This window comes from Rhodovibrio sodomensis (assembly GCF_016583645.1).
GTDB classification, from domain to species: domain Bacteria; phylum Pseudomonadota; class Alphaproteobacteria; order Kiloniellales; family Rhodovibrionaceae; genus Rhodovibrio; species Rhodovibrio sodomensis.
Window position 1 is genome coordinate 35335 of the sequence record NZ_NRRL01000004.1, and the last position, 19871, is coordinate 55205.

Genomic DNA, 19871 nt, shown 5'->3' on the forward strand with positions numbered 1-19871 from the left:
CCCGCGGCCCCGGCCGCGTCGGGCCGGCCCTGTCGGAGCGCGGCTCGCGAGGGTCTGAACGGCGCGGCTGGAGCGGGTCCACGACCCCGAACTTGCCGGGAACGTTTGGGCCGGGTCTACGCGCTGCTACCAGCGGTCATGGAGATGCCGGTAACCGTCACCTCGACAAGCGACCGGGGCCCGGCCGTGCGGCCTACCACAAAGGGCCGGATGTCAGGGCATTCCTGGCGCGCCCCGAGTGTCGCGTCCACCTGATCCAGTTCCCACCCTATTGCACGTACCTAAACCCGATCGAGCGATCATGGGCGGTCTTGCATGAGCGCGCGACGCCCAATCGTCATTACCCCACCCGGAAACAATTCCCCGACGCCATCCTGGCGTTCTTCCGGGAAATCATTCCAAGAGAACGGAAAGCATTCCGCGAACAGGTGTCCGATAACTTCCGCATTATAACCCACCAAGATTTTCGGCTTTTGGAAGGTTAGGGGTACAGGCCAGGCCGTTGAGCGCGCATCGTCAGCCAACACTACGGCTTCCGGCGTTCCAGCAGCCAATCGCGCAGCACCACCGCGTTGTTGCGGTCCCGGTCCCGGGCGGCGAACAGCAGCGTCACACGGCCCTGCCGCGCCGCCTGTTCCAGGGGCGCCAAGGCGTCGGCGCGCCCGGCCAGTTCGGCACGGTAGCGGCGGCGGAACTCGGGCCATTTGTCGGGATCGTGGGCGAACCAGCGGCGCAGCTCCGAACTCGGGGCCGCGTCCTTAAGCCAGAGGTCGATCGCCGCGTCGGCCTTGCGCAGGCCGCGCGGCCAGACCCGGTCGACCAGGATACGATTCCCGTCGCCCGGCTCGGCCGTGTCGTAGACGCGTTTGAGGCGTACGTCGGGACCGGCCCACATGTACCCTGGGTCGGCTTCGTGCGCCGCACAGGGTGGGGAGCTCGGCGCGCCGAGCGGGTCGTCGCCTTGGTCGTGTTGCATCGGGGCGCTCCAGTGAAGTCCGGCGGCAGGGTCGATCATGCGTACGCGACGCCGCGACACCAAACACAGCGTGTTACTGCCCAGGCGCTCCCGGCATCTGCCCGCGCGGCGCCTGAGCCTTGGGCGCCGGCCCTGGCTTCAGGCGAAAACAAGGCCCCACCGGTGGACGGCCGCCGGTGGGGCAGTTTTGCCTGGGAGGCTTCGGAGCGTGCCCGGCCGGGCAAGGGGTGTTGTCCCGGCCGGGCTGGGGATCCCGATCGATCCCCGAGGGGGCAGAGGTGAGTGCCGGGGCTGCTGGACGACGGACTTAGGGGGACACGTGTCCGGTTCGGACCTACCCCGGCATTTGTAGATGAACATGCAAATGTGCAGGGAGTTTGACATTCCGTCACGCTGGCGACGGCGGCTGGCCGCACCGGACCAGGTCCCAGCACTCGACCCCCGCGGCCGCGCACGGATCGACCGGCCGACGCGGGTTGGCCGGTACGCGGCGGCGAGCTCTCCGAGACACCGATATCCTTCCGCGCGCATCACGGCGCCGATAGGTTGGTGTTACGATCATCCGCGGCACGGCTACCGGAGACTGTCCTGATGTCAAAGCGTCCACCCGCCAACGACCCCGGGTCCGGGGCGCGCCGCGACCCCGTGCAATGGTTGAAGCGTCTGTCGCTGGGGGCTGCCGCGGCCGTCATCGGCGGTCTTGGCGTCGCCGTCGCCGGCTGGATCACGCACCTGATCGTGGCCATCCAGGTGCTGACCAGCAGCACCGATCTGGCCACCACGGTGGGCTATGCCGTGCTGCTGGTGATCGGCATCGTGATCCCGCCGATCGGCGCCGTGCATGGTATCGGCGTCTGGTTCGGGCTGTTCTGAACGCCCGCCCGCGCGGATGGCGCGTGGGATGTTGGCGTCATTCGGCTCGTCTGTGCGTGCGCTCTGGGGCCGCGCGCGTGTTACGCCAGCATTTGCCCCAGACCCGCGAGCCCCAGGGCGCAGATCGCCAGGCCGACCAGGAGCATCATGACGCGGGCGGGGATCCGGTGGGCCATCCAGGCACCCAGCGGCGCCGGCGTCCCGATGGCCAGCAGCGCCGCTATCGAAAAGGTGCCGTAGGCCACGCCGACGGCGCCGTCGATCAGTTGCGCGGCGAAGCCGACCAGCAGGACAAACAATGTCTGGTCGTCCATGTCGGGGACCCGGTCCATGACCGGCGGCTCGGGCAAGATGCTGAAAGGTGGGGTCACCTTATCAGCTGTCTCCGGCCTTTCTTCAGAACGGTGGAGCGAGATGATATGGCACACGCGAGCAGGCGGAGCGGGGCGTCGAACGCGGTAACCCCGATGCGATGAACGCGCCCGCTGGCCGCGGGCGCGCGTACGCCAGGGGCGATGGCACCGAGACCGACCGGATCGTCGATCGGGTGCGGTCGCGGCCGGCGTACCGCTTCCGGGCGAGCCCCGCGCGAAGACGTCGGAACACTGTCGGCAAAGCCTTGCTATCGCGTCGAAATAATCGTACGCCCCGGCACCTGGAATCACGGCCACAATGCTGGTTTCCGTTGCGCCCCGCGCCGCGGACTGTGCGCGTCGGTCGGCCGTCTTTGGGATCAACGGAGTTGTCGTTCATGCCTCGCTGCTTGGCTCGCCTGGTTTCCTGTCTGCTGCTGGTGGCCGCCCTCCACGCACTGGGAGGCGGGTCCGTGCTGGCGCAGGCACCGTCGCCGGGCACGACGGGCGAACCGGCTCAAACGCTGACGCCGGGGGAAGCCAAATCGCTGGCGCGCCTGCTGGAGAACGCGGAGAGCCGCCAGGCGCTGGTCGAGAAGCTGAACGCGATCGCGGCCCAGCCGACCGGCGGCCAAGCCGCTGGCGCCCCCGCGGTCGCCGAACAGCCGGCCGCCCCCGCGGTGGAGCCGGCCCGGCGCTCGCTGCCGCGCCAGATCGCGGAGTTCACGCGCGACGCCGGGGAGGGCGCGGCCGCGTTCGCGGTGCGCGTGCTGTCCGATCTGCGGGGTCTTGCGGCGATCGGCGACGGCCGGCAGATCGACTGGGGTGCCCTGGGCCAGACGGTCCTGCAGCTCGCGATCGTGGTCGCCGTCACCGTCGCGGTGTTTCGGCTGTTGAACGCAGCCACCCGTGTCGTCTACGCCCGCCTTGGGCGGAGTGCCGGGCGCGCCGGCCTGCTCGGCTCGCTCGCGCTGCTCGCGGGCAGCACCGTGCTCGACGCGGTCATGATCCTGATCGCCTGGGGCGTCGGCTACGCCATCGCGCTTGGCGTGCTGGGCACGGCCGGCCGGATGGATATCGTTCAGACGCTGTACCTGAACGCCTTCCTGATTATCGAGCTGATCAAGGTGGTTCTCCGCGCGGTGTTCGCGCCGCGCTACGCCGACCTGCGGATCCTGCCGTTCTCCGACCTCAACGCGGCCTACTGGTACAGCTGGCTGTCGCGGATCGTCAGCCTGCTCGGCTACGGCAGTCTCGTCGTCGTGCCGGTGGTCAACGCCAACCTGGGCTTCACCACCGGCCGCAGCCTGCAGGTCCTGATCGCGCTGACCGGCCTGGTGATGGCGATCCTGGTGATCCTTCAGAACCGCCGGCCGGTGCGCGACGGGTTGAGGCGTCACGCGACCGAACGCGGCGACATGACCGCGCGCGTCGCCGCCCAGATCGGACGGGTCTGGCACATCGCCGCGCTCGCCTATGTCCTCGCCCTATTCGTGGTCTGGGTGTCGCGCCCGGGCGATGCGATGACCTACATGCTGATGGCGACCGGCAAGACGATCGGCGCCGTCCTGATCGGCTTCCTGGTGGTTTCGGCGATCTCGCGGGCGATCGCCGGCGGCCTGCACGTGCCTGACGAGATGCGCGAACGGCTGCCGCTCTTGGAAGGGCGTCTGAACGCGTTCGTGCCCAACGTCCTGCGCGCCGTCCGGCTGATCGTCTTTCTGTTCGTGGTCGGCGCGGTGCTGGACGCCTGGGACGTCGCCGATCTGGGCGGCTGGCTCGCCAGCGAGGGCGGTCAAACGTTCGTCGCCGCGCTGGCGTCGGCGGCGGCCATCCTGTTCGTCGCCTGGCTGTTGTGGCTGGGGATGTCGTCCTGGGTGGAATACCGCCTCAACCCGAACGTCGGTCGGGCCGCGGGGGCGCGCGAGCGCACGCTGCTGCAGCTCCTGCGCAACGCCATGACGGTGCTGCTGATCGCGATCGCGCTGATGCTGGCCCTGTCCGAGATTGGCGTGAACATTGGCCCGCTGCTTGCCGGTGCCGGCGTGCTCGGCCTTGCGATCGGTTTCGGCGCTCAGAAGATGGTGCAGGACGTGATCACCGGCGCCTTCATCCAGTTCGAGAACGCGATCAACGAGGGCGACGTCGTCACGGTCGCCGGAACCACGGGCGTGGTGGAGAAGCTGACGGTCCGTTCGGTCGGGCTTCGGGATCTGTCCGGGACCTACCACATCGTGCCGTTCAGCGCGGTCGACACGGTGTCGAACTTCATGCGCGGCTTCGCCTACCACGTCGCCGCGATCGGCGTGGCCTACCGCGAGGATGTCGACGAGGTGAAGCAGGCCATGCGGGACGCGTTCGACGACCTGCGCGCCGGGGAGCACGGCGCCAACATCCTGGACGACATCGAGATGCAGGGGGTCACCGAGTTCGCGGACTCCGCGGTGACCGTGCGCGCCCGGATCAAGACCCTGCCGGGCATGCAGTGGGCGGTCGGCCGCGCCTACAACGAGGTCGTCAAGCGGGTGTTCGACCGGCGCGGCATCGAGATCCCGTTCCCGCACCGGACCATTTATTGGGGCGAGGACAAACAAGGCCACGCGCCGGCGCTGCGCGTCGACAGCGACCATAAGGCCGCTCCCGGCGGATCGCTGCCGGCCGCCAGCATGTCGGAGAGTTGACCGGTATCTACCGGACCGGTCGGTCGGCGGGCTGAGCCGCGGCCCACCGGCCGGTCGGGCGACCAACGGCAGCTGGCAGGCCGCGATGGGGCCGGTGGCGGTTCCGTGAGGCTGTCGGTCCGTGAGCCAGCCGGCCCGTCCGGATCGGGCCTGCGCCGATCCTTCGTGCGTCGGATGACCCGCGGTGTCCACCCGCCAAATGGTGAGTCCGAAGTCTCCGCTTGCCAAGCACGCCAGCTTGCGACACGATGTACAAATGTTCGCGGAGTTGCGCTGAATCGCCGTCGCTACGCGACGACAAGGCCATTAAATACGAAGAAATGGCCAGTAATAAGGGATTGGGAGAACGTGGCGGGTGTGCAAAGAGGGCGGAAAGCCCATTTGCTTTCGTCGTCATCGGGATTGATTAACTTCGCGCGGCGCAATCGGACGGGTCTGGTCGGAGAGCCACGCGAATAATTCGGGGTCAACGCGAGAGGTGTGCCGCCCGCTTGGTGCCCAAGGCCGGAACAAGTCGAAACGACGGAAGGCGTGCCGGGCTTAATCATTGAAGATTGCTGGATCTTGAGCGCGCGCTGACGTGCGTTGCGGCGATCGAAAGCAACTTGAAGCTGACCGGGAGGAGAACAGAACGTGATCATGCAACGGACGTTGCGCGGGGCGATGGTGGCCTCCACCATCGCGGCCGCGTTGGCGCTGCCCGAACCGGTGGTCGCCCAGGAAACGCAGTATTTCCCCATCGCGAGCAGCCGCGTCGGCCCGTACTCCGCCATGGGTACCGGCTACTACGGCGCGCAGATCGATTACCTGAACTACGTCAACATGAACGGTGGCGTGAACGGCGTCATGCTGACCTGGCAGGAGTGCGAGACCGAGTACAACGCCGTGAAGACGGTCGAGTGCTACCAGCGCCTGCTGCAAAGCGACGGCCAGAAGATCGTCGTGTTCGACACCCTGGGCACGCCGGGCGCCTATGCGGTCATCAACCGGATGCGCGACGACCAGGTCGTGCTCGCGCAGTACGGCTACGGCCGCACGGATGCCGCCGACGGCACGGTTTGGCCGTGGGTGTTCAACGCCGCCGGCCACTACTGGTCGCAGATCGCGGTCAAGATGCGGTTCATGGCCGAGCAGGAAGGCGGCGTCGAGAATATGCGCGGCAAGAAGATCGTGCACATGCACATCGACAGCGCGTACGGCCGCGAGCCGCTGCCCGCGATGCGCGGCATCGCCGAGGCATGGGGCGTCGAAGTCGTCGAGATCGCGGTGCCGCCGCCCGGGCTGGAGCAGCAGTCGCAGTGGCTGCAGGTGCGCCGCGAACGGCCCGACTGGGTGACCTTCTGGGGCGCTGGATCGGGCATGAACTCGACCGGCATGACCAACGCCGCGCGCATCGGCTTCCCGCGCGACCGGCTGATCTATGTCACCTTCGGCGCCGCCGAGGAGGACATGTACCCGGCCGGCGACAGCGCCGTCGGCACCTACGCCATGGCGAACGCCCTGCCGGGTCGGGACTACCCGCTGGTAAAGGCGATCCAGGAGCAGGTCTACGGCGCGGGGCAGGGCAACCTGGCCGACGAGAGCCGGATTGGGTCGGTCTACTGGAACCGCGGCCTGGGCGCGGCCGTGATGTGGGTCGAGGCGCTGCGCAACGCCCAGGAAATGCACGGCAAGGTCGGCCAACCGGTGACCGGGGCGGAGTTCCGCGACGGTTACGAAGCGCTCAACATGACCGAAGCGCGGCTCCAGGAGATCGGTATCGGCGGCATGGTGGCGCCCTTCCAGATGTCCTGCGAGGAGCACGGCGGCGCCGGCAAATTCGCGGTCATGCAGTGGAACGGCGACAAGTTCGTCCGGGTTGGGGATTGGCAGGAACCGTTGGATCCCGACTACATCCGGCAACTGATCACCGAGTCGGCGGCCAAGTACGCGGCGGAAAACAACCTTACCCCGCGGACCTGCCCGTAGGCTGAGCCCTTGGGGCTAACGGGTCACCGGGGCCGGCGCCGAAGAGGCGCCGGCCCCGGCCGATCCGGCCGTCCCCGACCGGCGGCTCTCTTTGAGCCTGATCCCGGCGGCGCTCACGACCACTTCCGCGGCGTGCCGGGAGACCCGCGTCGGGAGAGACCTGCGCCGGGCGGTTCCCAACAATGAAACGGTCTCATGAACGCAAAAGCCGACGATATCCTGACGGTCGAGTCCATCGAGGTGGTCTACGACAACGTCATCTCCGCCCTGCACGACGTCTCGCTCACCGTGCCGCGGGGGAAGATCGTGGCCCTGCTCGGCGGCAACGGCGCCGGCAAGAGCACGACCCTCAAGGCGGTTTCGACCATGCTCCAGGGCGAGCGCGGCAAGGTCACACGCGGCACGATCACCTATGACGGGGTCGTCGTCGGCGATCAGAAGCCGAGCGACATGGTTCGCCTGGGCATGGTGCAGGTGCTCGAGGGACGCCGCTGTTTCGGCCACCTGACGGTCGAGGAGAACATCATCGCCGGCGCCTATTCGCGCAAGCTCTCCAAGGCGGACATCCAGACCGAGCTCGCGCGCATCTACGCCTACTTCAAACGGCTGAAGGACCGGCGCAAGAGCCAGGCCGGCTACACCTCCGGCGGCGAGCAGCAAATGGTGGCGGTCGCCCGCGCGATGATGGCCAAGCCCAAGATGCTGCTGCTCGACGAGCCTTCGATGGGCCTGGCGCCGCAGCTGGTCGCCGAGATCTTCAACATCGTGCGCGAGCTCAACCAGAACGAAGGCGTGAGCATCCTGCTGGCCGAGCAGAACACCAACGTCGCGCTGCGCAACGCGGATTACGGCTACATCATCGAGACCGGCAACGTCATGCTGCACGGCGCCGCCGAGAGCCTGCTGAAGGACGACAAGGTGATGGAGCTCTACCTCGGTATCTCGAAGGAAGGCCGCAAGAATTTCCGCGACGTTCTCCGCGAGGAGAGCCAGTCCCACGCCGCCATCCACCACGGCTGAGCGTTGGCGCAGAACAAGACATCCGACCATGACCCAAGCGCGCAACTATCCGCTCGGCGATCCGATCCTCGAGGTCAGCAACATCTCGTTGCGGTTCGGCGGGGTGAAGGCGATCACCGATACGTCGTTCAAGGTGCTGGCGCACGAGATCCGGGCGATCATCGGCCCGAACGGCGCCGGCAAGAGCTCGCTGCTGAACTGCATCAACGGCGTCTACAAGCCGCAGGAAGGCAGCATCGCCTTCAAGGGCCAGGTGCTCGACAGGATCAGCCCGAACATCGTCGCGCGCAAGGGCATCTCGCGTACCTTCCAGAACCTCGCGCTGTTCAAGCGGATGTCAGTCCTCGACAACATTCTGGTCGGCCGGCAGCTGCACATGGCGGCCAATTTCCTGGAGGTCGCCTGTCAGCTGCCCAGGGCGCGGCGCGAGGAACGCGAAAACCGCGCGCGCTGCGAGGAGATCGTCGAGTTCCTGGAGATCGGCGATATCCGCCATACCCCGGTCGCCAAGCTGCCCTACGGGTTGCAGAAGAAGGTCGAGCTCGGTCGGGCGCTCGCGACCGAAGCCGACGTGCTCCTGCTCGACGAACCGATGGCGGGAATGAACGTCGAGGAAAAGCGCGAGATGTGCCGTTTCATCCTGAAAGTGAACGATGAGATTGGCACGACCATGGTCCTGATCGAGCACGACATGGGCGTCGTGATGGACATCTCCGACAACGTCGTGGTGCTGGATTACGGCAAGGTCATCGCCGAAGGCCCGCCCGCGGAAGTCCGGTCCAATCAAGCCGTCATCGACGCCTATCTCGGGGTGGCCATTGACTGAGTTCCTGTTCTTCTTCGAGGTCGTGCTTGCGGGAATGCTGGCGGGCACGATGTACTCGCTGGTCGCGCTTGGCTTCGTCTTGATCTACAAGGCCTCGTCGACCTTCAACTTCGCCCAGGGCGCGATGGTGTTCTTCGCCGTGCTCGCGTTCGTGGGGCTGATGGAACTCGGGCTGCCGTTCGGCGTGGCGTTCGTCGCCACCGCGCTGTTGATGGTCGCGGTCGGCTACTGCACCGAACGCTTGGTGCTCGAGCCGCTGATGAACCAGAGCCACGACACGATGCTGATGGCCACGATCGGGCTCGGCTTCGTGCTGGAGGGGCTGGCGCAGGCGGTCTGGGGGGTCGAGGTGCGCCGGCTCGATCTTGGTATCGGCGACTTCCCGATCCCCTGGCTGGTGGACAACCTCGGCCTGTTCGTCAGCGCCCTCGACGTGACCGCGGGCGTGGTCGCGGCGGCGCTGATCGGCACGCTGGCGCTGCTCTTCAAGTACACCAAGATGGGGCTCGGCCTGCGCGCGGTGGCGGACGACCCCGGCGCGGCGGCCTCGATCGGCATCCCGCTGAAGAACATCATGCTGGCGGTCTGGTCGGCGGCGGGCATCGTCGCCCTGGTCGCGGGCATGCTGTGGGGCGCGCGCGCCGGGGTGCAGTTCGCGCTGGTCGACCTGGCGCTCAAGGCGCTGCCGGTGCTGATCATCGGCGGCTTCTCGTCGATCCCGGGCGCGATTGTCGGCGGCCTGATCATCGGTGTGACGGAAAAGACCCTCGAGGTCTATATCGGCCCCTACTTCGGCGGCGGGATCGAAGGCTGGGCGCCGTACGTGCTCGCCATCTTCTTCCTGCTCTACCGGCCCGAGGGGCTGTTCGGCGAGAAGATCATCAGACGCGTCTAGCGCGTCTAGCGCGCAATCTAAGCGCGGGAGCTGGCTGCGGGATCACCCAATCTTTCAGCATCTTGCTCTAACAACGGAATAAGCCTCATGTCCGACAAGCCGATCTTCATGACATTCGCTCGAAGCGACGTCACCAATTTCGTCGTGCTGATGATCGTGGCGTTCGCCGTGATCCCCCTCACGGTTGGCAGCGACTACTGGTACACCTCGATCCTGATCCCCTGGCTCTGCCTCGCGCTCGCCGCCATCGGCCAGCAGATCGTGATGGGGTATACCGGGCAACTCGCCCTGGGCGCGGCCGGCTTCATGGCCGCCGGTGCGTTCGCCTGCTTCAACCTCGAGCTGCGGGTGCCGGGCCTGCCGTTCGCCGGGTCGCTGCTGCTGTCGGGGGTAATCGCGGCCGCATTCGGCGTGCTGTTCGGCCTGCCGAGCCTGCGCGTGCGCGGGATTTACCTGATGGTCGCGACGCTCGCCTCGCAATTCTTCATCATCTGGATGATCGACAAGTTCGGCTGGTTCAAGAACTACGACACCTCCGGCATCATCACCGCGCAGGACATCGAGATCTTCGGCCGGCCGTTCACCTCCCCGGTCGAGATGTATCTGGTCGTCGCGGTCGTGGTGATCGTCCTGACCATCCCGGCGATCAACCTCACACGCGGCGCCGTCGGGCGCAGCTGGATGGCCGTGCGCGACATGGACATCGCGGCGGAAAGCATGGGCATTTCGCTGTTGCGCACCAAGCTGCTGGCGTTCGCGATCAGCGCGTTCTACTGCGGGGTCGCGGGGGCGCTGTTCGCCTTCACCTACTTGAAGTCGCTGGAGCCGGTCGCCTTCGACATCAAGCTATCGTTCGAGATCCTGTTCATGGTCATCCTGGGCGGGCTCGGCACGATCAACGGCGCGTTCATCGGCGCGGCGTTCATCCTGCTGTTCCCGGTCGTGCTCAACAGCTTGGGCAACACCTATTTCCACGGCATGATCGACGCCACGATCATGTCGGCGATCGAGCAGGTCGTGTTCGGCGCGCTGATCATCCTGTTCCTGATCTACGAGCCGCTGGGCATGTCGAAACTCTGGACAAACCTCAGACAGCGCATGTTCTCGCGGAAGCGCGCAGGCGACGCCCGCGCCCTCCGCAAGCCGGCGGGTTAGGCCAAGATACTGAACGGTGAACGCGCCGTTCAGCTAAATTTTGCCGTTTCTTCAGGAAATTAGAGCGGCCTGCGCGGGCCGGCGGGCGGTGTCCTGTCGCGCGTTGATTTCCGGGCGGACCTTTCCCGCATTTGGACCGTTCATGGCAGCGGGCGAGGCGCCCGCCCACGGCGTCTCGCGGGTCACCGCGTGCGCCGGCGGCGCGGCGATGGGCGCGGCGAACAACCTCGAGCCGAACGGCCTGGAAACGGACCGGCTGGAAACCGACCGCCTGGGGCGCTGACGAACCTCCGACCCCGTCCGCAAACCGCCGGCCGTCATGCGGCAACCCGTGTCGGGGCCGACGGCCGGCTGCCCTTGATAGGCACGCCCTATCGCGGTATTGGAGGTGCTAATTTACCGCCCCGTCCGGTCATTCCGGGACGCGGGTGCAAGAATAACCAGATCAATCATCCGGTCACCGAATATTGCGGTCAAACAGCCCGTGTTTGGCCGAGGCCGCAACATGTGCGCCGCCCGCATTCGCGTGAACCGGGGACAAAGCAAGCTAAATGGAACAGGGAAAACGCTTATGGCAGGTATCCTTGACAAAGAACGTATCGTTGCGCCGAAGAATTTTAATCGCTGGTTGATTCCACCGGCGGCGCTGGCGATCCACCTATCGATCGGGCAGGTCTATGCCTTCAGCGTGTTCAACGAGCCGCTGACGCGGATCATCGGCGTCACCGAGTCCGCGCCGCAGGACTGGGAGCTCACCACGCTGGGGTGGATCTTCAGCATCGCCATCGCCGTGCTCGGCGTTACCGCGGCGTTCGGCGGTCGCTGGCTGGAGCGCGTGGGTCCGCGCAAGGGCATGGTGATTGCCGCCATCGCCTGGGCCGGCGGCTTCCTGGTGTCCGCGCTCGGCGTCTGGGTCCACTCGATCTGGCTGCTCTATCTGGGGTACGGCGTGTTCGGCGGGATCGGCCTTGGATTTGCCTATATCTCACCGGTCAAGACGCTGATCCGCTGGTTCCCGGACCGCCCCGGGATGGCGACCGGCATGGCGATCATGGGCTTCGGCGGCGGCGCGATGATCGGCTCGCCGCTGGCCGTGAACCTGATGGACTTCTATTCCGGCCCGGACTCCGCGGGTGTCGCGGCGACGTTCGCCACCATGGGCGTGCTGTACTTCATCCTAATGATCTTCGGCGCCGCGATCGTCCGGGTCCCGCACCCAGAGTGGCAGCCCGCCGGCTATCAGCCGGAGCAGGCCAGCACCAAGAAAATGCAGACCAGCGGCCACGTGCACGTCGACCAGGCGCTCAAGACGCCGCAGTTCTGGCTGGTCTGGGCGGTGCTCTGCCTGAACGTGACCGCCGGCATCGGCGTGCTCGGCCAGGCCTCGGTGATGAGCCAGGAGATGGTCGGCATTTCGGCGGAAGCGGCCGCCGGCTTCGTCGGCCTGATGAGTATCGCGAACATGCTGGGCCGGTTCCTGTGGTCGAGCCTGTCCGACTACATCGGACGCAAGGCCACCTACTCGACATTCTTCGTGCTCGGCATCGTGCTGTACGCGGCCGTGCCCAGCATCGCATCGGCCGGCGTGATCTGGCTGTTCGTGCTCAGCTACCTGGTCATCCTGACCATGTACGGCGGCGGTTTCGCCACGGTGCCGGCGTACCTGCGCGATCTGTTCGGCACCGCGCACGTGGGCGCCATCCACGGCCGGCTGCTGACCGCCTGGTCGGTCGCAGGCGTGCTGGGCCCGGTGATCATCAACTACCTGCGTGACTTCCAGATCAGCCAGGGTGTGGCGCCGGCCGACGCGTACTCGCTGACCATGTACATCATGGCCGGTCTGCTGGCGGTGGGCCTGCTGTGCAACCTCGCCATCCGCGGGATGCAGGAACGCCACCTGATGGACGAGCGGCAGCTGGTGACCGAGTAAGGTCCGGCGCCAGGCTGTCCAGCCACAGCAATCCGAAGGGAGGTACGCCATGGCGCGCAACACCGACGACCCCTATGCCGGCCAGGACGCGGTGGACCGCGAAGCGTCCACGCTCGCCGGCGAGGAGCACGTCACCTCGGCCCAGGGCCGTTTGGTGGTGCTCTGGGCGGTCGTGCTGATCCCGCTCGCCTACGGGGTCTTCAACACGATCGAGAAGTCGCTCGCCCTATTCTAGGGAAAGATGCTGAAAGGTGGACCCATCTTTCAGCTGAATCGTGCCCGTTCTTGAATAAGTTAGGAGCAAAATTCACGATGCAGGTCGACCCGACCTTCATCGATTTTTGCTCCAGGGCTCAAGCCATCGAGGCCGGAGCGACCTCCAAGGCGGAGGTTGCTCCGGCGTCTTGTGGCGCATGCCGGATGCCGGAAGGTGGCGACGCCTTCCGGCATCTTGCGTTCGGGCGGTCCCGACGCCGGGCCGGACGGGGCGCGGGCTGCCGGGGCCGGGTCGTGGCTATCTCGCAGCGTCGTTGCCGTCGTCGCGGGCGCGCACGCCGTTCAGATAAGTCCCCAGGATCGCGGAGGCGCTCTGGGCGAGGTCGATCCGGTCGGGCGCCAATAGCCAGTCGCTGTACAGCCCGCGCATGTAGCTGCCGAAGCTCCAGGCGGCGAGTTCCGGGTTGATCGCGGGATCGAGCGTGCCCTGATCGCGCGCCTTCTGGAACAGGCGGACCAGGGCGTCGTGTATGTTCGACTTCACCGCCTCTTCCTCGGCGATGAAAAGATGGTGCCGGCCCAGGCGCACGCACCCGTGCAGCAGGATCCGGCAGACGCGGCGGTAGTGCGGGTCTTCCGCCAGGCGGATCAGGGCCTGCTCGCCGAACTGGCGCAGCTCGTCCAGGGCGTCGGTCGTCTCCGCGCGCGCGTCGGCGGCGCGCAGGTCATCCAGCGGGAAGGCCGCCCGCGCCACCATGGCGTCGAGCAGGTCTTCCTTGTCCTTGAAGTGCCAGTAGATCGCTCCGCGGGTGACCCCCGCTTCGCGCCCGATCTGATTGAGCGTGGTCGCCGGGATGCCTTCCCGTTCGATCACCGCCTCCGCCGCGTCGAGGATCGCCGCGCGGGTGGCGAGGGCGTCGGCCTTGGTTTTCCGGGCCATGGCGTCTCCGGCTTGGGTCCCAGCACGGGCGTAACGGGACTGTCATCGCGGTTTTTGGGTCAGGGTCTTTACATACCGGCGTGTATGTATATTTTCAACGTCAGTTTTACCCGTCATCGAGCGCGTCCGCGCCGGACGCGCTCGCTTTTTTGAACCGGAGTTCTGCATGACAAGCATGCGTTCGATCGCCCGCGTGGCCGGGGTGCTGTGCCTTGGCGCCGCGCTGACGGCGTGCGGCGACAGCCAGACCCAGGGGCAGGGCCGCGGCCAGCCGGCGCCCCAGGTCACGGCCGCGACGATCCAGCCGCAGTCGGTTACGGTGTACGAGGAGTACGCCGGACGCGCCCAGGGTGCCCGCGAGGTTCAGGTCCGCGCCCGCGTGGAAGCCCCGATCCTGGAACGCCGCTACACCGAAGGCGCGTTCGTCGAAGCGGGCGAAGCGCTGTTCCGCCTGGATCCCGAGCCGTTCCAGGTGGCGGTCGAGCGGGCCCAGGCGCAGGTCGAGAGCGCGCAGGCAAGCTTGCGCCAGGCGCAACGCCAGTGGGCGCGCGTCGAGCGTCTTTACGAGAGCGACGCCGTCAGCACCCGCGAACGCGATCAGGCCCTGTCCGAACTGGAACTCGCCCGCGCCGACGTGGCACTCGCCGAGGCCGGCCTGGCGCAGGCGCGGATCGACCTTGGCTACACCAAAATCGCCGCGCCGGTGTCCGGGATCACGGAACTGGAGGCCCTGCCGGCGGGCAGCCTGGTCCGGGCGACCTGCTGACCACGGTGATACAGCTGCACCCGATCCACGTCCGGTTCGCCTTGCCCGAGGACGACGCGCTGGCCCGGCAGCGGGCGGAAGCCGCGCTCAGCGGGGAAAGCCCGAACGGCAACCATGCCGCCCGTCTGATCCTGCCGGACGGCGGCCTGTACGCCGAGGCCGGTAAGGTCGACTTCACCGACAGTTCCGTCGATCCGCAAACCGGAACCGTACGGGCGCGCGCCGTGTTCCCGAACCCCGAGCGGCGCATCCGGCCCGGCCAGTTCGTCCGGGTCCGGCTTCAGACGCAGACCCTGCCGCAGGCCCTGGTCGTGCCGGAGCGCGCGATCGCGACCGACCAGCGCGGCGAGGCGGTCTACGTGATCGACGACGAGGGCACGGCGCACCGCCGCTCGGTCGGCCTCGGGCCGTCGGTGGCGCAGGGCCGGGTGATCGGCGACGGCCTCTCCGCGGGCGCGCGGATCGTCGTCGACGGGCTCGTCAGCGTGCGCGACGGCACCGCCGTGCAGGCTGAACCGTTGCAGACCGCGGCATCCGGTTCGGTCGGCGGGGACTCCTGATGCTGTCCAAATTCTTCATCGACCGGCCGGTCTTCACCACCGTCATCTCGATCGTGATCGTGCTGGCCGGCCTCGCGGCGACGCGGGCGCTCCCGGTCGAGCAGTATCCCAGCATCGTGCCGCCGCAGGTCGTGGTGAACGCGACCTATCCGGGCGCGAGCGCCGACACCCTGTCGCAGACGGTCGCCGCGCCGCTGGAGCAGGAGATCAACGGCGTCGACAACATGCTGTACATGTCGTCGACCAGCACCGACGCCGGGAGCACCGAGATCACGGTGACCTTCGAGATCGGCACCGATCCCGACCAGGCGACGATCGACGTCAACAACCGTGTGCAATCCGCCCTGTCCAGCATGCCGGAGCCGGTCCGGCGCCAGGGCGTGCAGGTGCAGAAGCGGTCCAGCAACATCCTGCAGGTGGTCAGCCTGACCGCCCCGGACGGCGACTATGACACCGTCTTCATCAGCAACTACGCGCTGTTGAACGTCATCGACGAGCTCAAGCGCGTACCGGGGGTCGGCGACGCCCGGCTGTTCGGGGCGCAGGACTACGCCATGCGCGTCTGGCTGCAGCCCGACAAGCTGAGCCAGTACGACCTGACCCCGGGCCAGGTGGCCGAAGCGATCCGGGAGCAGAACCGGCAGTTCGCCGCCGGCAGCTTCGGATCCGAGCCGACCGACGAGGACCTCGCGTTCACCTACCGCGTGACCACGCAGGGCCGCCTGACCACGGCCCAGCAGTTCGGCGAGATCATCCTGCGGGCGCGCTCCGACGGCTCGATGCTGCGGCTGTCCGACGTCGCGCGGGTCGAACTCGGCGCCCAGGACTACGGCTTCTCGGCGACCTACAACGGCGATGCGACGGTACCGATCGGGATCTACCTGCAACCCGGTGCCAACGCGCTGGCGACGAGCCAGCGGATCGATGACGCTCTGGGCGAGATCTCCAGCCGGTTTCCGCAGGGGCTCAGCTACAACATCCCGTTCGACACCACGGAGTTCGTGGAGATCTCGATCAAGGAGGTCGGGAAGACCTTCATCGAGGCGCTGATCCTGGTCGTCGTGGTGATCTTCCTGTTCCTGCAAAAGTGGCGCGCCGCGGTGATCCCGCTGGTGGCGATCCCGGTGTCGTTGATCGGCACCTTCGCCGGCATGCTGGCGCTCGGCTTCTCGATCAACCTGTTGACCCTGTTCGGCATGGTGCTGGCGATCGGCATCGTCGTCGACGACGCGATCATCGTGATCGAGAACGTCGAGCGGGTGCTGCACGATGAGGGCCTGTCGCCGCGCGACGCCGCGGTCAAGGCGATGCAGGAGGTCGCCGGCCCGATCGTGGCGATCACGCTCGCCCTGATCGCGGTGTTCCTGCCGGTCGCCTTCCTGGGCGGACTGACCGGTCAACTCTACCGCCAGTTCGCGGTCACGATCGCGATCTCGGTGTTCATCTCCGGCGTGGTGGCGCTGACCCTGAGCCCGGCGCTGTGCGCGCTGATGCTGAAGCAGAACGAGAAGCCGCCGCTCAAGCCGTTCCAATGGTTCAACCGCGGCTTCGCAGCGGTGACCCGCGGCTACCGTTGGACGGTGTCGTTTTTCCTGCGCCACGCGGTGGTCGGCGTCACGCTGTTCTGCGTGCTGGTCGGCGGCACTGTATACCTGTTCGAGCGGCTGCCGAGCGCGCTGCTGCCGCAGGAGGACCAGGGCTACGTCTTCGTCAGCTTCTCGCTGCCGCCGGCCGCGGCGCTGAACCGGACCGAAGCCGCGCGCAATGAGATCAACGACAAGATCCTGGCGCTGCCGGAAGTCGAGGAGGTGGTCAGTTTCGCCGGTTTCGACCTGATCGCCAGCGCCCAGCGGACCAACGCCGGAATCTCGTTCGTCCAGCTGTCGGATTGGAGCAAGCGGTCGGGGCCGGGTCAGAGCTCGTTCGCGGTCGCCAACAAGATCATCGGGCTTGGTGCCAGCGTTGAGGAAGCGCAGGTGATCGCGTTCAACCCGCCGCCGATCCAGGGGATCTCCACCACCGGCGGCTTCGAGGCGTATGTGCAGAGCCGCGGCGGCGGCGGCATCGGCCGGCTCGAGCAGGTGGTCGACCGGTTCATCGCGGCGGCCAACCAGCGCCCCGAGCTGACCCGCGTGCGCAGCAACCTGACCACCAACGTCCCGCGCTTCCGCGCCGATCTGGACCGCGAGAAGGCGAAGGCGCAGGGCGTGCCGATCGACCGGGTGTTCGACACCATGCAGAGCACCTTCGGCGCGCTGTACGTCAACGACTTCACCCTGTTCGGCCGGAACTACCAGGTGAACCTGCAGTCGGAGTCCGACTTCCGGGACCGGCCGGAGGACCTGCGCAAGGTCTCGGTCGCCTCGCAGTCCGGAGAGCTTGTTCCGCTGACCTCTCTCGTCGACGTGGAGCGCCGGCTGGGCGCCGACATCATCGAGCGGTTCAACGCCTTCCAGGGCGCCAAGATTCTGGGCGAACCGGCGGCCGGCTACAGCTCCAGCCAGGCCTTGGCGGCGCTGGAGGAGGTCGCCCAGCAGACGCTCGGCAACGACAACACCTTGTCGTGGATCGGCCAGGCGTTTCAGCAGCAGCAGGCGAGCCAGGCCGCCCAGCTCGCGTTCATCGCCGGCATCGTGATGGTGTTCCTGATCCTGGCGGCGCAGTACGAGCGCTGGAGCATGCCGCTGGCGGTGCTGACGATCGTGCCGTTCGCGGTCTTCGGGGCCGCGCTCGCCGTGCTGATCCGGGGGCTGGAGACCGATCTGTACTTCCAGATCGGCCTGCTGGTGCTGATCGGGCTGTCCGCCAAGAACTCGATCTTGATCGTGGAGTTCGCGATGCTGGAGCGGAAGGCCGGCCGGGCGCCGTACGAGGCCGCGCTGAACGCCGCACGCCTGCGCTTCCGGCCGATCGTGATGACCGCGCTCGCCTTCATCATGGGCGCCCTGCCGCTGATGTTCAGTTCCGGCGCCGGGGCGGCCGCCCGGCAGTCGATCGGCACCGGCATCGTCGGCGGCATGCTGGCGGCTACCATCCTGGCACCGATGTTCGTGCCGATGTTCTTCATGCTGATCGAGACGCTCTCGCTGCGCCTGCGCGGACGCCGCCACGCGGCGAAAGAGGAGCCGCAAAATGCTTAACCGATCTTGGCTCCCATGCCTGGCGGGCGTCCTGCTGCTGGCCGGCTGCACGGTCGGGCCGGACTTCCAACGGCCGACCGCGGACATGCCGGACGGCTGGCGCTCGGAGATCCTGACCGACGCCGGGACCGACCGCGAGCTTGGGCAGTGGTGGCAACGCTACGACGATCCCACGCTGACGCGGCTGGTCGAACGGGCCCGGCAGGATAACCTGGACATTGCCGCCCAGGCCGCCCGGGTCCGCCAGGCGCGCGCCGAACTGGGCCTGCGGGAGGCGGAGCAGTATCCCACGCTCGACGCGCAGGCCAACCTGGCCCGCCAGCGGACCAGCGAGCAAGGCGCCTCGACCGGCGGCGGGGCAGGGATGACCTTCAACACCTTCTCGCTCGCGGGCTCGCTCAACTACGAGCTCGACCTTTGGGGCGAGGCGGACCGGCGCGAGCAGGCGGCGCGGGCGCGGCTGTTCGAAAGCAGGTTCACGCGCGCGGCGGTCCGACTGAACGTCGTCAGCGACGTCGTCACCACCTACTTCAACCTGCGCGCCGCCGAGCGGCAGCTGCGGATCGCCCGCGAGACCGTGAGGGCGCGCGAGGAGACGCTGGCGTTCCAGCGCTCCCGCCTGGAGGCGGGCGACATCGCGACCCTGCCGGTCCAGCAGGCGCGCGCCGAACTGGCGACGACGCGCGCCACGATCCCGCCGCTGAAGGAACAGATCCGCCGGCAACGCACCGCGCTCGCCATTCTGGTGGGCGCGACCCCGCGCGAGATCGTCGACCAGCTGGAGACCGCGGGCCCGCCGCTCACCCAGGTCCAGGTGCCAGATGGGATGCCGGCCAGCCTGCCGTCCGAACTGCTGCAGCGCCGGCCCGACGTCCGCGCCGCCGAAGCAACCCTGGTCGCCGCGAACGCGGATCTCGGCGTCGCCAAGGCGCAGTGGTACCCGGACGTGAATTTGGCCGGCATGCTCGGCGTGGAAGCGCTCGAGGCGCAGGACCTGTTCCAGGCCAGCGCCCGGAGCTGGCAGCTCGGCGGCTCGCTGTTGCAGCCGCTGGTGTATTTCGGCCGGATCCAGGCGAACGTCGACAGCGCGGAAGCGGCGCGCGAGCTGGCCGGCGTGACCTATCGGCAGACGCTGCGCACCGCGTTTCAGGAGGTCGATACGGCGCTGTCGGCGCTGCAGGCGGCGCGCGAGCGGTTGACCGCCCGGCAGCGCCAGGTCGACGCGCTGCGGGAGACCCTTTCGGTCGCCCGGCAGCGCTACGAGGCCGGCTTTACCAGCTACATCGACGTGCTCGACGCGCAGCGTGGCCTGTTCGATGCCCAACTGGCGCTGGTCGAGGCGCGGCGCGACGAGCTGACGGCGGTCGCCACGCTCTACAAGGCGATGGGCGGCGGCTGGTCGGACGACCGCGATCTTGGACCCGCGTCGAAGGCCCCGGCGGACGTCAGTGAGCCGGAGGCGGACGCCGCGGAAACGGGCGCGTCGCTGTAGCCCCCGGCGCGCACGGCCGGCCGCCGGCCGGTTCGCCGGACAAGTGCGCGCTTGCGTCGCACAGCCGCGTTCAGTAGGCC

The 19871-nt window shown here is 67.6% G+C and carries 16 protein-coding genes and 1 pseudogene; 14 read left to right on the top strand and 3 right to left on the bottom strand.

Going from position 1 to position 19871, the window contains the following annotated elements; genetic code table 11:
* The first annotated feature begins 92 nt into the window (after nucleotides 1-92).
* Nucleotides 93-485, top strand: coding sequence for a transposase (locus CKO28_RS29260; RefSeq protein WP_200339165.1), 393 nt, complete (start codon nucleotides 93-95; stop codon nucleotides 483-485).
* A gap of 41 nt (nucleotides 486-526) precedes the next feature.
* Here the strand turns inward: CKO28_RS29260 and CKO28_RS03575 are convergent, their stop codons facing one another.
* Nucleotides 527-976, bottom strand: coding sequence for a DUF488 domain-containing protein (locus CKO28_RS03575; RefSeq protein ID WP_338050045.1), 450 nt, complete (start codon nucleotides 974-976; stop codon nucleotides 527-529).
* Between the two features lie 654 nt (nucleotides 977-1630).
* Here CKO28_RS03575 and CKO28_RS03580 point away from each other — a divergent pair.
* Nucleotides 1631-1849: a hypothetical protein gene (locus CKO28_RS03580; RefSeq protein ID WP_200339166.1), complete on the top strand. Its 219-nt coding sequence runs from the start codon at nucleotides 1631-1633 to the stop codon at nucleotides 1847-1849.
* Nucleotides 1850-1929: 80 nt separating this feature from the next.
* Here CKO28_RS03580 and CKO28_RS03585 read toward each other — a convergent pair whose 3' ends face one another.
* The gene (locus CKO28_RS03585) at nucleotides 1930-2163 is read right to left on the bottom strand and encodes a hypothetical protein (protein ID WP_200339167.1); all 234 of its coding nucleotides are present in this window, start codon (nucleotides 2161-2163) and stop codon (nucleotides 1930-1932) included.
* A gap of 437 nt (nucleotides 2164-2600) precedes the next feature.
* Here CKO28_RS03585 and CKO28_RS03590 point away from each other — a divergent pair, with 437 nt between their 5' ends.
* The 9 genes from CKO28_RS03590 (at nucleotide 2601) to CKO28_RS03630 (ending at nucleotide 12912) form a co-directional block, all read left to right on the top strand.
* Nucleotides 2601-4883: a mechanosensitive ion channel domain-containing protein gene (locus tag CKO28_RS03590; RefSeq protein ID WP_200339168.1), complete on the top strand. Its 2283-nt coding sequence runs from the start codon at nucleotides 2601-2603 to the stop codon at nucleotides 4881-4883.
* 639 nt (nucleotides 4884-5522) lie between these two features.
* Nucleotides 5523-6851, top strand: coding sequence for an ABC transporter substrate-binding protein (locus tag CKO28_RS03595; protein WP_200339169.1), 1329 nt, complete (start codon nucleotides 5523-5525; stop codon nucleotides 6849-6851).
* A 195-nt stretch (nucleotides 6852-7046) separates the two neighbouring features.
* Nucleotides 7047-7871, top strand: coding sequence for an ABC transporter ATP-binding protein (locus CKO28_RS03600; protein WP_200339170.1), 825 nt, complete (start codon nucleotides 7047-7049; stop codon nucleotides 7869-7871).
* Nucleotides 7872-7899: 28 nt separating this feature from the next.
* The gene (locus CKO28_RS03605; RefSeq protein ID WP_200339171.1) at nucleotides 7900-8697 is read left to right on the top strand and encodes an ABC transporter ATP-binding protein; all 798 of its coding nucleotides are present in this window, start codon (nucleotides 7900-7902) and stop codon (nucleotides 8695-8697) included.
* Nucleotides 8690-9592, top strand: a complete 903-nt coding sequence (locus CKO28_RS03610; RefSeq protein ID WP_200339172.1) for a branched-chain amino acid ABC transporter permease — start codon at nucleotides 8690-8692, stop codon at nucleotides 9590-9592. The genes CKO28_RS03605 and CKO28_RS03610 overlap by 8 nt, the downstream gene beginning before the upstream one ends.
* Nucleotides 9593-9679: 87 nt before the next feature.
* Nucleotides 9680-10747: a branched-chain amino acid ABC transporter permease gene (locus tag CKO28_RS03615; protein WP_200339173.1), complete on the top strand. Its 1068-nt coding sequence runs from the start codon at nucleotides 9680-9682 to the stop codon at nucleotides 10745-10747.
* 142 nt (nucleotides 10748-10889) lie between these two features.
* Nucleotides 10890-11030, top strand: a complete 141-nt coding sequence (locus CKO28_RS03620) for a hypothetical protein (RefSeq protein WP_200339174.1) — start codon at nucleotides 10890-10892, stop codon at nucleotides 11028-11030.
* A gap of 345 nt (nucleotides 11031-11375) precedes the next feature.
* On the top strand, nucleotides 11376-12677 hold the full coding sequence (locus tag CKO28_RS03625) for an L-lactate MFS transporter (protein ID WP_437127609.1): 1302 nt from the start codon (nucleotides 11376-11378) through the stop codon (nucleotides 12675-12677).
* Between the two features lie 49 nt (nucleotides 12678-12726).
* Complete coding sequence (locus CKO28_RS03630) at nucleotides 12727-12912, top strand: MFS transporter small subunit (protein ID WP_200339176.1); 186 nt, start codon at nucleotides 12727-12729, stop codon at nucleotides 12910-12912.
* A gap of 279 nt (nucleotides 12913-13191) precedes the next feature.
* Here CKO28_RS03630 and CKO28_RS03635 read toward each other — a convergent pair whose 3' ends face one another.
* Nucleotides 13192-13833, bottom strand: coding sequence for a TetR family transcriptional regulator (locus tag CKO28_RS03635; RefSeq protein WP_200339177.1), 642 nt, complete (start codon nucleotides 13831-13833; stop codon nucleotides 13192-13194).
* A 175-nt stretch (nucleotides 13834-14008) separates the two neighbouring features.
* On the opposite strand from CKO28_RS03635, the pseudogene CKO28_RS28225 reads away from it, so the two are divergent.
* The 3 genes and pseudogenes from CKO28_RS28225 to CKO28_RS03655 all read left to right on the top strand — a co-directional run bounded on the left by CKO28_RS28225 (nucleotide 14009) and on the right by CKO28_RS03655 (nucleotide 19791).
* A pseudogene (locus CKO28_RS28225) lies at nucleotides 14009-15159 on the top strand (efflux RND transporter periplasmic adaptor subunit).
* Nucleotides 15159-18299 carry an efflux RND transporter permease subunit gene (locus tag CKO28_RS03650; RefSeq protein ID WP_200339180.1) on the top strand — a complete coding sequence of 1047 codons (3141 nt, stop codon included), beginning with the start codon at nucleotides 15159-15161 and terminating at the stop codon, nucleotides 18297-18299. Before CKO28_RS28225 ends, CKO28_RS03650 begins: the two are co-directional and overlap by 1 nt.
* Entirely contained in the window at nucleotides 18292-19791 is a 1500-nt protein-coding gene (locus CKO28_RS03655; RefSeq protein WP_200339181.1) for an efflux transporter outer membrane subunit, read from the top strand. The genes CKO28_RS03650 and CKO28_RS03655 overlap by 8 nt, the downstream gene beginning before the upstream one ends.
* The last annotated feature ends 80 nt before the right edge of the window (nucleotides 19792-19871 follow it).